The sequence below is a fragment of the Veillonella sp. S13053-19 genome (genome assembly GCF_002959835.1).
Taxonomy (GTDB): Bacteria; Bacillota; Negativicutes; order Veillonellales; family Veillonellaceae; genus Veillonella; species Veillonella rogosae.
The window spans coordinates 394391-409148 of sequence record NZ_PPDA01000008.1; the positions used below are offsets into that span (position 1 = coordinate 394391).

The window sequence follows — 14758 nt, forward strand, 5'->3', positions numbered from 1 at the left end:
CCTTCTACCTATGTAGTTGGGGGCTTACATTATTAAACGAATAGAATATCGTTATTTAACAACGATATTTACAAGTTTACCAGGAACATAAATAACTTTTACGATATTTTTACCTTCTGTAAACTCTTGAACACGGCTAGATTCTTTAGCCATTGTTTCTAATTCTTCTTTCGTAATATTTACGGAAACAGTAAGTTTATCGCGAACTTTACCATTTACTTGCAATACTACTTCTACTTCGTCTACTACAAGAGCAGATTCTTCGTATACAGGCCAGTTTTCAGTATGGATGGATGTAGTTTCACCTAATTCATGCCATAATTCTTCTGTAATATGTGGAACGAATGGAGCTAATAGAAGTAATAAGGAATGAGTCAATTCATTAGCTAATGCGCTATTGATTGTGTCAGCTTTGTCCTTATGAGCATACATAGCATTTACAAGTTCCATGATAGCAGAAATAGCTGTATTGAAGTTGAAGTTGTTATCGAGATCTTCTGTAACTTTTTTGATAACCCGGTGTAACTCACGACGCAATGCGAATTCATCTTTTGTAAGTTCACCAGTTACATTTTTCTTACCTTCTTCGTTGTACGCATCAACAATACGCCATACACGACCTAAGAAACGATAAGAGCCTTCAACACCTTGGTCGGACCAATCAAGGTCACGATCTACAGGAGCCGCAAATAGAATGAACAAGCGCGCCGTATCTGCACCATAAGTATTGATAATTTCTTCAGGAGAAACTACATTACCTTTGGATTTAGACATTTTGCTGCCTTCTTTAAGAACCATACCTTGTGTCAACAAGCCACGGAATGGTTCGTTAGCTTCGATAAGACCTAAATCGTGAATAACTTTCACAAAGAAGCGAGAGTACAACAAGTGCAAGATAGCATGTTCAATACCACCGATATATTGGTCAACATTCATCCAGTAGTTAGCGATTTTTTTATCGAATGGAGCTTGGTCGTTTTTAGCGTCTGTATAGCGCAAGAAGTACCAAGAGGAATCAATGAAAGTATCCATTGTATCTGTTTCACGACGTGCAGGACCGCCACATTTAGGGCATGTAGTGTGCAAGAAGCTTTCAGATGTAGCCAATGGAGATACTGCACCAGATTCAAATTTAACATCCTCTGGCAAGCGTACTGGCAACTCTTCCTCAGGAACGAGTTGTTCACCGCATTTTTCGCAATATACTACAGGAATTGGCACACCCCAGTAACGTTGACGAGAAATCAACCAGTCACGAAGGCGGAAGTTTACTTTACCTTCACCAATACCGCGCTCATTAAGTGCAGCTGTAATATTTTTACGAGCCTCTTCAGATGTTTGGCCGTTAAATTCACCAGAGTTAACTAGGATACCATCTTCATGGTACCATTCTTGCCATTTTTCAAGGCTATATTCTTCGCCTTCACAAGCAACAACTTGTTTAATAGGCAAGTCATATTTATGAGCAAATTCCCAGTCCCGTTCATCATGTGCAGGGGAACCCATTACAGCACCAGTACCATAATCAACTAATACATAGTTTGCAATCCATACTGGAACTTGTTCACCAGACATAGGATTTACTGCATAGGAACCAGTAAACATACCTTCTTTAGGTGTATCTGTGGATGTACGATCGATGTCGCTCATATTGCGCATACGCGTAATGAAAGCTTCTAGTTCAGCTTTATTAGGAGCATTTTCGATAAGGCGTTCTACATATGGATGTTCAGGAGCCAATACAACATAGCTTACGCCATAAATCGTATCTACACGAGTTGTATACACAGATACGCGTTCATTAATGGATGATACTTCGAAGGAGAACTCTGTACCTTCAGAACGACCGATCCAGTTCTTTTGCATCAATTTAACCCGTTGTGGCCAGTGATCAAGAGTATCTAAATCCGTCAACAAGCGGTCCGCATATTCAGTGATGCGCAAGAACCATTGAGACAAATCTTTTTTCTCAACAGTGTGGTCACAACGCCAGCATGCGCCATCGATTACTTGTTCATTTGCCAATACAGTATGGCATGTTTCACACCAGTTTACTTTAGCTTCTTTTTTGTATGCTAAGCCTTTTTTATAGAACTGTTGGAAGAACCATTGCGTCCATTTATAGTAATCTTCTTTGCAAGTTGCTACTTCGCGGTCCCAGTCGTAGGACAAACCAAGTGCTTTTTGTTGCAATTTCATATTCTCAATGTTATCAAGAGTCCATGTTTTAGGTGCAATGCCATGTTTGATAGCTGCATTTTCTGCAGGCATACCAAAGGAGTCCCAACCCATTGGATGCAATACGTTAAAGCCCTTCATTTTTTTGAAGCGAGCTACTACATCACCAATGGAATAGTTACGCACGTGACCCATGTGTAAATTACCAGATGGGTACGGGAACATTTCTAATACATAGTATTTTTCTTTAGATTCATCATATTCTGTTTTAAATGTATGGTTATCTTCCCAATACTGTTGCCACTTTTTCTCAAGATCTTGGGCTACATATTTTTCGTTCATGTAGGGGCCTCCTCATATGGTCAACCTCATTAGTTGCCGTTTTATAATCAATATTTTTATTTTACTACTTCAAGTAAAAGCAGTCAAACACTAGCGTTTCACTACTTGTACAGAATTTGTGATACGCTTTTTCTCTGCTTTTGCTTCCTCAGCTTGACGTTTTTTCTCAGCTTTTGCTTGTTCAGCTTCTTCTTTAGCTTTGCGTTTTGCCGCTTCTTTTTCTTCTTTAGCCTTGCGTTTCGCTTCTGCTTTAGCCGCTTTAGCCTTTTCTTTTTCTTCTAAGCGCAATTTATATTGTTCAAGCTTAGTTAATGGTTTTGTTTCCTCTACTACAGGTTCAGGAACAACTTCGGTAGCAGATTTAGGAATGCCACGTCCTAAGTCTTTACCTTGAATCATAGCAATAGTAGATTCATCTTCAAATCCTTTACGCCATGCAGCAAAACCACCCAGCTTTAATTCTTTTACAAGATCAAGCTTTAACCCTAAAGACGTATTATCTTCAAACCAAATGCGATCGGAGCCAGAGCCAGTTGGGATAGATAAATAATATAATTTTAATCGATCATCCCAAGTCATTTTATCTTTGTGGTTTGCAAAGTAGGTACCAGTATTCTTCATAGCCAATGTTTCACCCTTAGCATAGCCATTTGTATCATGCCACAAACGCATATAGAATGGTACACCAAGCACTAACTTTTGAGATGGAACCTCTGAAAGCATTCTTTCAGTATGGTTACGAACCCAAGGATAACTTGCAACAGGACCTGCTGTAGTACTCTTAGCCCATGTTTCGTCATAAGCCATAAGAACCACATAGTCTACGGAATTAGCAAGGACACTACGGTTATATACTAAAGACCATTCAGGACTATCAGAATAGCCCGTTACATCGATAGATGTTTTAATATTATATTGGTGTAAATGATTAGACAAATATGCTACAAACGCTGTTAAACGATCTCGGTCAGCATAATCGATGTTTTCAAAGTCGAAGTTATAACCATCAAAGCCATAAATATAGGCATATTGAATAAGGTTATGAGCATATTTTTTCCATACCGATTGGTCCGCTAAAATGCCACTAGTAAAGCCTGGATCAAATCGATTCGTAATCAATGGCCATACGTGGTAACCTTTACTCTTATAATCATTAACATAATCAATGCTTACATTAGGACTTGCTTCTAGGCCGAGGCTATGTAGTTTAAACCAACTTGGAGAGATAATATTATCCCCGCTTACATTAAGTTTAGCTTGATATGGAGCCCCTTCTGTCGGCCATGGGTCGAATGCCCAAGACAATGGAGTTTGCAATGTATATGGGGCTTTTACCGTTGATGCTTGCGGAGCAGGACCTAATGTTACTTGTCCGTTAGTTTTTGTATAACTAACGCCAAGCATTGTTGGTTCAGACTCGATATCAACGTAGTTAATACCATTTTGTTTAGTAATTGGCAATTTAACAGGTTCACCAACGGCTGCAGGATTTAATACAACCGTATTACCTTGTAATTCAGTTTGAGGCACATACACCGTATATGCTGTTTTATATTGATTTGCTTCGTAATGACGCGTTGTGGTCGCTAGAAATTGCTCTAACGGCACCAACACCTCTGCCTGTACGGCAGTCGTAGATAATGCGGACATTACTAAAGCTGTTAATGATTTTAAAATAGTAGATTTGCGAATCATGTACTCTCCTAACTCTAGTTCCCATACTGGGATACAATATCAATCTCTATATTATAACATATTATATAGAGTTCATCTCTTTTCTTGCATGAAGGGTACATGTAATTTATAATTTAGTTTATGTACTAATAAAAATTATCACATAAGGAGTTTTATATGCATCAATATTTATTTTTTATAGGGGACTTTCCCATTAGAGCCTACGGCACTATGTTGGCATTGGCTATCATCTGCGGTGCCTCTGTAGCGTACGTATTGTTAAAGAAAGATGGTCGTGGTTGGCATGAGCACATCATTGACTTCTCCATTACAGTTGCTGTAGCAGGCCTTATCGGTGCTCGCCTATGGGATGTATTCTTCTTTGACTGGGATTATTATGGCAACCATCTATTGGAAATCCCCTTCGTTTGGCAAGGTGGCATGGCCATCCAAGGTGGTGTTGTACTAGGCACAATTGCGGGCTACTGGTATCTTCGTAAAAACAATATCGACTTCTGGGCCTTTGCCGATCTATTTGCACCAGCATTGATTTTGGCACAATCTGTAGGCCGCATGGCAAATCTTTTAAACGGCGATGCCTTCGGTCATCCTACGGGCGGTAATTATGGTATTATATATCCTGAAAGCACCCTTGCATACCGCACCTACGGCAATCAACCACTATGGCCTGCCGAAGTGTGGGAAGGTCAGATCGATATTCTTATCTTTGTTGCCCTTTTATTGTTCGGTTCCTTCAAACATGCTAAAGGCCAAGTATTTGTCCTATACGCTATTCTCTACTCTACAGCTCGTTTCTTCTTAGAGTTCTTGCGTGGCGATTATGTAAATCTTACATTAGGTTTAAAATCTGCTCAAATGACTAGCCTTGTAGCAATTATTGTGGGCATCTGTGTATTTATCTATCTAGGCTATCTAGAAAAGAAAAATCAAGCTGTTGTAGTGGCTACAGAACCGACAGTTAAAACTAAAAAGCGTAAATAAAACAGTTAATAATAAAAAAATCCTTCATTCATAGGTATACCCTTTGAATGAAGGATTTTTTTATATGTAAGCTATGATTTACGATTTTATGTAAGCTATGATTTACGATTTTCCTAGCATGCTAGATTAATACATAAAAACCTTATCTTACAAATTTTCTTTAGCTTTTAAAGCATCCAGCTCTTCTAGTGCACGATTAGCAATCAGTGCATTTTTCTCTTTTTTCTTACGTACTTTTTGAGGCCATGGATCCATGATGCCAAAGTTGACATTCATCGGTTGGAAATTAGACCCTTCGTAGTTAGAAATATAGTAGCTAAGAGAACCAATCGCCGTAGTTTTAGGGAAATCAATAAATGAGCGTTCCTCTAAATAGCGTTCTACTTGAAGACCGACCATGAGACCACTGGCAGCAGATTCTAAATACCCTTCTACGCCTGTCATTTGACCAGCGAAGAATAGACGTGGTTCCTTTTTAAGTTGGAATGCATGATTCAACAACTCTGGAGAGTTAATATATGTATTGCGGTGCATGACGCCATAACGAATAAATTCAGCGTTTTCAAGACCTGGAATCATACCAAATACACGCTTTTGTTCACCCCATTTTAAATGAGTTTGGAAGCCTACCAAGTTAAACATGGTACCTTCTTTATTCTCCTTACGCAGTTGTACTACTGCATAAGACTCCTCATTAGTCCGTTTATCTACTAAACCAACTGGTTTAAGTGGACCATAGCGTAAAGTATCTTCCCCACGGCTCGCCATGATTTCTACAGGCATGCACCCTTCAAAGTAGATTTCCTTTTCAAAATCCTTCGGTTGCACAGCTTCAGCCGTAGTGAGCTCACGCCAGAATGCTTTGTATTCCTCTTCTGTCATAGGACAGTTAAGGTAATCTGCATCGCCCTTGTCGTAACGAGAGGCGGCAAATACTTTATCGTAATTCAAAGATTCTGCCGTAACAATAGGAGCTGCTGCATCGTAGAAATAAAAACCGGTTTCACCTGTTAAGGCTTTTATTTTATCGCCTAATGCTTCAGACGTAAGTGGACCAGAAGCAAAAATAACAGTGCCTTCAGCAGGAATCTCCGTCACCTCTTCATGGTGAACTGTAATATTAGGATGGCCTTTTACCTTCTCTGTCACCATTTCACTAAACAAATGACGATCAACGGCTAAGGCGCCACCGGCAGGTACAGCAGTTGCATCAGCACATTCCATAATAAGGGAACCTAAACGACGCATTTCTTCTTTTAAAAGACCTACCGCGTTTTCAATATTGCCAGCCCGCAAGGAATTACTACATACGAGCTCTGCAAATTGAGCTGTTTGGTGCGCTGGAGAACTCTTTACAGGGCGCATTTCATATAAGTCTACATGAATGCCTCGATTAGCGAGTTGCCAAGCCGCCTCAGAACCTGCTAGGCCTGCACCAATAACAATAACATTTTTATTATTCAACTGTTGTTTCCTCTTTTTTAGCTTTGCTAGACTTTTTAGACCCTTTAGATTTTTTAGACTCTTTAGATTCTTTTACAGCTTCTTCACTAGCTTCGCTTTTTTTCTTTCTTGTTTTCTTTGGTGGTCTAGTTGGACATGTTTCATTGGAACAGAACTTTTTAGTTGTCCCATTTTTATATGTCTTTTCAACCATAATAGAACCACATGTTTCACAGAAATCATGGGTTGGTTTATCCCATAATGTAAAATCACATTGTGGGTATCGATTACAGCCGTAGAATAAACGACCACGACGAGACTTACGCTCTACGATTTCCCCTTCCTTACATTTAGGACAAGTTACACCTGTCCCTACTGTAATAGGTTTAGTATTTTTACATTCTGGGAAGTTAGAACATGCTAGGAACTTACCATAGCGACCAAATTTATATACCATTGGGCTATTGCAAAGTTCACAGGTTTCATCGCTTTCCATAGATGCAATTTCAATGCGATCTACATCGCTTGCATCTTCTAGCTCTTGAGCAAATACCTCGTAGAAGTCAGATAATACTTTTACATACGTATCCTTGCCAGATGCAATAGCATCAAGCTCTTCTTCAAGATCTCGCGTAAAGCCAGTGTTGATGATTTTTTCAAAGTACGCTATCAAGAAGTCTACTACTACAAAGCCAAGTTCTGTGGGAACGAATTGTTTATTCGTATTCTCTACATAGTTACGGCTTACGATAGTATCTAGAATTGGTGCATACGTACTTGGACGACCAATACCGAGTTCTTCCAATGTTTTGATAAGACTCGCCTCAGAGTAACGAGGAGGTGGTTGCGTGAAATGTTGTTCAGGCAATACCTCCACCGTATGGGCTGCATCATTCTTTCTAAGCGCAGGCAATTGAGGAGTATCCTCTTTTTTCGCATCTTCATAAACAGCGCTAAAGCCTGGGAAGATAACACGAGAGCCTGTGGCTTTAAAGGTATAATCATTTTGAACAGTCAACTCAATCGTTGTAGATTCATTTTGTTGTGGTGCCATTTGGCTCGCCATAAAACGATTCCAAATTAACGTATATAGCTTAAGCTCATCACGACTCAAGAAGGGTTCAACCATTTTAGGTGTGAGCTCAAGAGATGTAGGACGAATTGCTTCATGCGCATCTTGAGCAGAACCCTTAGCACCATACATATTTGGTTTAGACGGATAATAATCTTCACCATAGTTGCGAAGAATATAGTCCTTAGCCATAGCTTGCATCTCTTTAGAGATACGCGTTGAGTCTGTACGCATGTACGTAATCAAACCTACGTGGCCATAGGATCCAATTTCAAGACCTTCGTAAAGATGTTGAGCAATCATCATGGTACGCTTCGCACCAAAGTTCAATTTACGCACACCATCTTGTTGCAACGTAGACGTTGTAAACGGAGGTGCCGCTTTTCGAGTACGCTTGCGCTTTTCAATATTTGTCACTACTGCATCGGCTCCACCAATTGCATCTACAATGGCTTGCGCTTCACTTTCAGTAGTAATATCGATTTTCTCGCCTCTAATATGAGTCAATTCCGCGGTGAAAGCCTCTTTTTTAGGCGTTTCAAAATTACCTTCAATAGTCCAATATTCTTGTGGCACGAAAGCTTGAATTTCTCGCTCTCGTTCACAGATAAGTCGAACTGCAACGGATTGCACACGACCTGCACTAAGGCCTTTACAAACCTTTTTCCATAATAAAGGACTCAATTTATAACCTACAATACGGTCTAATACACGGCGCGCTTGTTGAGCATCAACCATGTTCATATCGATAGTACGTGGAGACTCTAAGGCCTCTGCGACCGCATTTTTAGTAATCTCATTGAACGTAATACGACATGTAGATGTAGGATCTACGTTTAAAATGTACGCTAAATGCCAAGAAATAGCTTCCCCTTCCCGGTCAGGGTCAGTTGCGAGCAATACGGCACTGCTTTCATCGGCATAAGAAACGAGTTCATCAATAACCTTTTTACGAGTTACCAAATTGCTATAACGAGGCGTGAAATCATGTTCGATATCGATACCCATTTGAGACTTTGGCAAATCTCGCAAGTGGCCCATACTCGCCTTTACAACGTAGTTAGGACCTAAGAATTTTTCAATTGTTTTAGATTTAGCAGGAGACTCTACGATAACCAATACTTTGCCATCAGGATTATATACGCGTGGTTCACGTTGCTCTGGTGGCACGGAGGTTTGTAGTACAGATTTATCCCGTACAATTCCCATTGGAGTAAGGGCTTCTTTAGTAACCTTACGTTTTATGGTAGTACTCTCTTTCTTAGTACTTTTCTTTTTAGTATCTTTACTAGTACTAGCTGCTTTTGGCTCGCCAATAACGATTGATCGTTTAATGGACAAGTATATCACTCCTAGTCATATTAATATAGCCTCTCGGCGGATGATTCTCTATAGCCCCTTCCATTTCTAACTCTAGTAATAAGGGCTGCAGTTGTTGTAATGAAATAGAGGTCGCTTTCAAAATATCACTAACGGTGATACAACGATCATGAGGTATTTCGCTTAAGATTAGACTCCTATCCACATTAAAGCTTAACATAGAGAGCCCTTGTGTATCAACACCCTGACCATTATTCCCCATTTGATTACTATCTTTTACACTTATAGTATCTCTTTTCTTTGGTGGTGAAAGTTTTTCTTTAGTACTAAACATATCTCGCAAGGTTAAATGATATTCCTTAACGACGTCCTCATAACCAGTTAATACAAAGGCTCCATTTCTCATGAGAAATTTATTGCCATCTGCCGTATGATCCAATAAATTACAAGGCACCACAAATACATCTCTCCCTTCGCTAACAGCCATATCGGCTGTAATCAGTGAACCACTACTCGCTTTTGCCTCTACTACGATGACACCTCGACTAAGGCCACTAATGATACGATTTCGTGCAGGGAAATGTTTAGCAGATGGTGGTGTACCAGGTGGGTATTCAGATAAAAGTAAACCATTGTTTTCTAAGATTCGGTCAAATAATTTTGTATTCTCCCGAGGATATGCTATATCTAAGCCGCAACCCATGACTACAATACCATACCCCTGACTCGCTAACAGTCCTTCATGACCATGTGCATCGATACCTCGTGCGCCGCCACTAACAATTATAGTGCTGTATTTACCGAGCTCTTTACCAAGCATTCTCGCCACATTACGGCCATACAAGGAACAGCGCCGTGCCCCTACAAGAGCAATCCGATTTAACCGTTTATCTAAAAGAGCTCTATTACCCCGCATAAACAATATAGCCGGTGGATTATAGATATGGTTCAAAATAGATGGAAAGTCTTTATCTAAAAAGGTAGTAAAATCCATCTTATATTCGTCTATTTTATGAATGATATAATCTAATTTTTCATCCTTAGCCGATGATGCAATAGCACGTTTATCAGCTGTAGAAATATGTGTATAAGGCTTTAAATTTTCCATCTTCTTAACTGCTTGCCAAGCATCATAGGGCGAACCAAAATCCTCTATAAAACGCCGTACATGTGTGGCTCCCACATTATATAAACTTTGTAAACCTGCAATATAAATAGTATCATCGTATCTAGTCATCTTTACACCTATTTACCTGTTCTAAACAACATAGCCTCAGAAATGTGATGAGGCTCCACTTGTGGATTTCCTTCAAGGTCTGCTATAGTACGAGCCACCTTTAATATGCGATCAAAGGCACGTCCACTTAAATGAAAGTGGTCAAATATATTGCCTAATACACTCCATGCCTTATCGGTAATATGACACAGTTCACCTATAGCCCTATGAGGTACAGCTCCATTAGAGTTAAACTCTAAGTGTTCATAACGTTTCTGTTGCAAAGCAGTTGCCATAATCACTTGTTGCCTCATACTTTCACTTGTCATAGTAGACATCGAATGATCTAATAATTGTTCTAGTGTAGGCCTTTCAACGGGAATATGTAAATCAATGCGGTCCATTATAGGCCCTGACAATCGTTGCTGATAGTTTTTGACCATCGTTTCAGAACATATGCATTCCTTATGAGGATCATGATAGTAACCACAGGGACATGGATTTGCAGCCAATATACAAATAAAATCAGCCGGATATATATAATTGCCTTGAGACCTATTGATAGTAATTGTACGAGACTCTAAAGGCTGCCTTAGGGCATCAATAACTTGACGCTGAAACTCTGGTGCTTCATCCATAAATAAAACACCTCCATGAGCAAGTGTGATTTCTCCAGGGCGTCCTTGTATACCTCCGCCCACCATACTCGCCAAAGTCGCCGTATGATGTGGATGCCTAAAAGGCCTATTTCTAACGAGTCCATTATCACCGAGTAAACCGATCACATCTTGAATGCGACTAACCTCAACCATCTCATTCCAAGTCATGGATGGCAATATGGTAGGTAATCGTTCGGCCATCATCGTTTTACCGCCACCGGGAGGACCTATCATAATACAATGATGATGTCCTGCAGCGCTAATGAGCATGGCCCGTTTACCTAATTCTTGACCTTGTACATCTCCAAAATCTACATCATACACAGTACTAGGGTTTATATTATCCATCGTATCTGTTAGCATCTCATTTTGATTTTCACAATGTATCTGAAGATCACTATCATAATTTTTCTGCAGTTCACTATTATTATTTACCTCTATTTGAACTTCATTTATATGCTTTGTTGGTTGTTTCTGTCTTTTTGCCTGTTTTAAATTTGAATTAGATTTAGATTTAACTTGGTCTTCTAACACTGTAATAATATCTTGTAATGAAGACTCGCCATATATAGTAAGATTCGGAATAGCTTTTAGAGTATGTCCATTTTCTACGCTTGTATATATAGTGGAGTAATTAGCTTCTAACCCTGCTAATGACATCGCCAAGGTTCCAAAGGTCGGTAGCAGTGAGCCATCTAATGCTAACTCGCCCATAAATAGACATCTATTCAATAAAGCCGAAATATTAGCTTTACGCCCCTTTATCTGCCCTGATGCAATGAGAACCCCTAAAGCAATCGCTAAATCGACTCCTGCACTGCTTTTACGAATTGTAGCAGGTGCTAGATTGACTACGATACGTCTCATAGGAAATTCGTAGCCACTATTTTTAATAGCAGCCCTTACACGTTCACGAGCTTCCTTTACGGACTGATTAGGCAGTCCAACGATATCAAATACAGGTAAACCTTGCGATATATCGACCTCAACTGTAATAATGCATCCATCTATGCCATATAAGGTGGCTCCATATAGTTTTGCATACATAAGAAACCTCACTAAAAGCACTGCGGCAAATAATGAATAGAACTTTGAAAGTCTTCGTGAAGATACACCTCTATAACATCAAAGGATATTTCTTTCCAGTGCCGTTTCTTTTGATGTAGATCATATAAAAATAACATAGCAGCCCGTTTAATATGCTTTTGTTTCTTTTTAGTCACCGCCTCACGGGCCAATCCATGCTGCATGCCACGACGGGCTTTAATTTCAATAAAGTGATATACTAAATCGCGTTTTGCAATGATATCGATTTCCCCTAACCTCGTTCGATAATTTGTATCTACTACGGTAAGACCTAACTTCTCAATATACTGGGTAGCAATGCGTTCTCCCCATTTACCAAGCTCTTTAGAGTCTAGTTCATTAAATGCTTTACCTGTACTAATGGTCTTCATATATACCTCCTATTTAGGTGTATTAGCTACAATAACCTTTTGAAAAGTAATATTCAAAGTATCTCTAAACTTTCAACAGGTAATACTTACTTGTAGCGTAGATTATGAATGCTGTAAAAGTAAATAGAAAAGAGGTTCCTAATAGTCACATAGGTGACCAATAGGAACCTCTTTACGGTTATGAACTATATGCAGTTTATAATGATTAAATAATTAAACCATAATCATTGTGGCTTAACCCAACGAACGATAGATTTAATAGGTTCAAAGCTCTTACGATGAAGTGGTGTTACCCCTTGTTGTTCTACCGCTTCTTTATGGAGCTCAGTATAGTATCCCTTGTGGATACCAAAACCATAGCCAGGGTATTCCTCATCGAGCTGTTTCATGTAACGATCTCGGGTAACCTTAGCAATGATGGATGCAGCCGCAATATTAGCACTTTTGCTATCACCTTTTACAATCGACTCCACAGGAATCGTTAAATCAGGTAGTTTCATAGCATCTGCAACGACTGCTTCTGCTGGTACGCTAAGTGTGCGTATCGCCTCATACATAGCTTGACGCGTAGCTTCGTAGATGTTGAGTTCATCAATCTTTTCTGGGCCGTAAGAAATACAGCTCACCGCTACGGCTTCTTTCATGATGATATCGTAGAGGGCTTCACGCTTTTCTTCGGTTAGCTTTTTAGAGTCATTGAGTCCTGGAATCAATGTCATAGGCGGCAATATAACGGCAGCTACCGTTACAGGGCCTGCGATAGGGCCACGACCTACCTCATCGACGCCAGCTACATGATACATACCTTGATCGTAGAACATGCCTTCATAGTCATACATGCTCATGAGGCGTTGCTGTTCTTTTAACTCTTTTTCTTGGCGCTTAACGTAAGAGGCGGCCAATTTTTGTACAGAACTACGAGTATCCTCTTGAGCTAATGGCAAAATCTCTAAAGCTTGTTCAGTTTCAAAAAGAGCCTTAATATCTGCAACCTTTAACTTAGAAAAAACATCCTTATCCATTTTGTTTTTCCTCACCATCTTCAGGATAGTATGGTTCTTCATCTACTTTGTCGAGTGTAATTGTACCAAGTTTAGTATTGCGGTAGTCTTGCAAGATAATGCGGCGTGCTTTATCGAAATCTACTACGCCACCGCTAACGAGACAGCCGCGACGACGACCAATGCTTTCAAGAATAGTATCCACATCGGTCATCTCTTCTTCTTTTAATTTATAACGTTCTACCAAAATATTTGGTGTATTTGTCAATAAATGATTTAATAGCTGTTTTATTACATGCTCTAAGTCGTACACATCATCAGAAACAGCACCCGTCATAGCAAGGCGAGCCGCTGCGCGTTGGTCCTCTAATTTAGGCCATAATACACCTGGTGTGTCGAGCAATTCAAGATTCTTACCGATTTTAACCCATTGTTGACCACGGGTATGACCAGCTTTGTTAGCTGTACGCGTTGCTGCAGAGCCAGCTAAGGAGTTGATCAACGTAGATTTACCAACGTTAGGAATCCCTAAGATGATAGTACGTACAGAACGACTGTGAATACCTTTTGCAACCCAACGATCAATGATAGGCTTGCTCAAACGCTCTACAGTAGCTATTAACTTCTTATTACCCTTACCAGACTTAGAATCGATAGCCAATACGGTAATACCTTGTTTAGTAAAAAATTCAGTCCATTCCTTTGTAGCCTTAGGATCTGCTAAATCTACTTTATTTAACAGAACGATATGAGGTTTCTGACCAACCAGCTCAGTGATTACAGGGTTCGCACTAGAGCGAGGAATACGTGCATCTAGCAACTCGATAACTACGTCTACCTTTTTGATATACTCCGTAATCATACGTGTGGCTTTCGCCATATGCCCAGGGAACCAATGTACGATAGGTGAATCTGCCATAGTATTTCCTTTCATATCTAAATTTTAGCAAAAATAAAAGGCTGCCAACGGCAGCCTTTTATGAACATTAGCGTTTTTCGCGAATACGAGCAGCTTTACCAGTAAGGTTACGTAAGTAGTACAATTTAGCACGACGAACAACACCACGACGCATAACTTCGATTTTAGCTAAGCGTGGGCTGTGAAGTGGGAATGTACGTTCTACACCTACACCGGATGCAATACGACGAACTGTGAAAGTTTCACGTACGCCACCGTTTTGACGTTTAATTACCAAACCTTCGAATACTTGGATACGTTCACGAGTACCTTCCACTACTTTTACGTGTACGCGAACTGTGTCACCAGCGCGGAAAGTAGGGATGTCTGTACGAAGTTGTTCTTGTTCAAGTACGTTAATAATGTTCATTGTTTCCTCCTGTTTGCAGACATTCAATACCTACACCTTATAGGCAGCGGACTGTCTCAAATTAAC

Annotated in this window: 11 protein-coding genes; 1 reads left to right on the forward strand and 10 read right to left on the reverse strand. The window is 39.9% G+C overall.

Going from position 1 to position 14758, the window contains the following annotated elements; translation table 11 throughout:
• Positions 1-51: 51 nt before the first annotated feature.
• Complete coding sequence (leuS, locus tag VEHSUH06_RS05340) at positions 52-2520, reverse strand: leucine--tRNA ligase (RefSeq protein ID WP_105098047.1); 2469 nt, start codon at positions 2518-2520, stop codon at positions 52-54.
• A 90-nt stretch (positions 2521-2610) separates the two neighbouring features.
• Complete coding sequence (locus VEHSUH06_RS05345; protein ID WP_105098048.1) at positions 2611-4215, reverse strand: glycosyl hydrolase family 18 protein; 1605 nt, start codon at positions 4213-4215, stop codon at positions 2611-2613.
• Positions 4216-4371: 156 nt separating this feature from the next.
• On the opposite strand from VEHSUH06_RS05345, the gene lgt reads away from it, so the two are divergent.
• On the forward strand, positions 4372-5196 hold the full coding sequence (lgt, locus tag VEHSUH06_RS05350) for a prolipoprotein diacylglyceryl transferase (protein WP_105098049.1): 825 nt from the start codon (positions 4372-4374) through the stop codon (positions 5194-5196).
• A gap of 147 nt (positions 5197-5343) precedes the next feature.
• Here lgt and trmFO read toward each other — a convergent pair whose 3' ends face one another.
• The 8 genes from trmFO to rplS form a co-directional block, all read right to left on the reverse strand.
• Complete coding sequence (gene trmFO / locus VEHSUH06_RS05355) at positions 5344-6660, reverse strand: methylenetetrahydrofolate--tRNA-(uracil(54)-C(5))-methyltransferase (FADH(2)-oxidizing) TrmFO (protein WP_105098050.1); 1317 nt, start codon at positions 6658-6660, stop codon at positions 5344-5346.
• Complete coding sequence (gene topA / locus VEHSUH06_RS05360) at positions 6653-9052, reverse strand: type I DNA topoisomerase (RefSeq protein ID WP_105098051.1); 2400 nt, start codon at positions 9050-9052, stop codon at positions 6653-6655. Before topA ends, trmFO begins: the two co-directional genes overlap by 8 nt.
• Positions 9042-10268, reverse strand: a complete 1227-nt coding sequence (gene dprA, locus VEHSUH06_RS05365) for a DNA-processing protein DprA (protein ID WP_105098052.1) — start codon at positions 10266-10268, stop codon at positions 9042-9044. The genes topA and dprA overlap by 11 nt, the downstream gene beginning before the upstream one ends.
• 8 nt (positions 10269-10276) lie before the next feature.
• Positions 10277-11953: a YifB family Mg chelatase-like AAA ATPase gene (locus VEHSUH06_RS05370; protein ID WP_105098053.1), complete on the reverse strand. Its 1677-nt coding sequence runs from the start codon at positions 11951-11953 to the stop codon at positions 10277-10279.
• An 11-nt stretch (positions 11954-11964) separates the two neighbouring features.
• Entirely contained in the window at positions 11965-12363 is a 399-nt protein-coding gene (locus tag VEHSUH06_RS05375) for a YraN family protein (RefSeq protein WP_009372034.1), read from the reverse strand.
• A 224-nt stretch (positions 12364-12587) separates the two neighbouring features.
• Positions 12588-13385, reverse strand: coding sequence for a ribonuclease HII (locus VEHSUH06_RS05380; RefSeq protein WP_105098054.1), 798 nt, complete (start codon positions 13383-13385; stop codon positions 12588-12590).
• Positions 13378-14283 carry a ribosome biogenesis GTPase YlqF gene (ylqF, locus tag VEHSUH06_RS05385; protein ID WP_105098055.1) on the reverse strand — a complete coding sequence of 302 codons (906 nt, stop codon included), beginning with the start codon at positions 14281-14283 and terminating at the stop codon, positions 13378-13380. The genes VEHSUH06_RS05380 and ylqF overlap by 8 nt, the downstream gene beginning before the upstream one ends.
• Before the next feature lie 67 nt (positions 14284-14350).
• Positions 14351-14692, reverse strand: a complete 342-nt coding sequence (gene rplS / locus VEHSUH06_RS05390) for a 50S ribosomal protein L19 (RefSeq protein ID WP_004695921.1) — start codon at positions 14690-14692, stop codon at positions 14351-14353.
• Positions 14693-14758 lie beyond the last annotated feature (66 nt).

Excerpts from the sequence above, each read along its gene's own strand:
- leuS (WP_105098047.1), bottom strand. The coding sequence starts at position 2,520 with ATGAACGAAAAATATGTAGCCCAAGATCTTGAGAAAAAGTGGCAACAG.
- VEHSUH06_RS05345 (WP_105098048.1), bottom strand. The coding sequence starts at position 4,215 with ATGATTCGCAAATCTACTATTTTAAAATCATTAACAGCTTTAGTAATG.
- lgt (WP_105098049.1), top strand. The coding sequence starts at position 4,372 with ATGCATCAATATTTATTTTTTATAGGGGACTTTCCCATTAGAGCCTAC.
- dprA (WP_105098052.1), bottom strand. The coding sequence starts at position 10,268 with ATGACTAGATACGATGATACTATTTATATTGCAGGTTTACAAAGTTTA.
- VEHSUH06_RS05370 (WP_105098053.1), bottom strand. The coding sequence starts at position 11,953 with ATGTATGCAAAACTATATGGAGCCACCTTATATGGCATAGATGGATGC.
- VEHSUH06_RS05375 (WP_009372034.1), bottom strand. The coding sequence starts at position 12,363 with ATGAAGACCATTAGTACAGGTAAAGCATTTAATGAACTAGACTCTAAA.
- VEHSUH06_RS05380 (WP_105098054.1), bottom strand. The coding sequence starts at position 13,385 with ATGGATAAGGATGTTTTTTCTAAGTTAAAGGTTGCAGATATTAAGGCT.
- ylqF (WP_105098055.1), bottom strand. The coding sequence starts at position 14,283 with ATGGCAGATTCACCTATCGTACATTGGTTCCCTGGGCATATGGCGAAA.
- rplS (WP_004695921.1), bottom strand. The coding sequence starts at position 14,692 with ATGAACATTATTAACGTACTTGAACAAGAACAACTTCGTACAGACATC.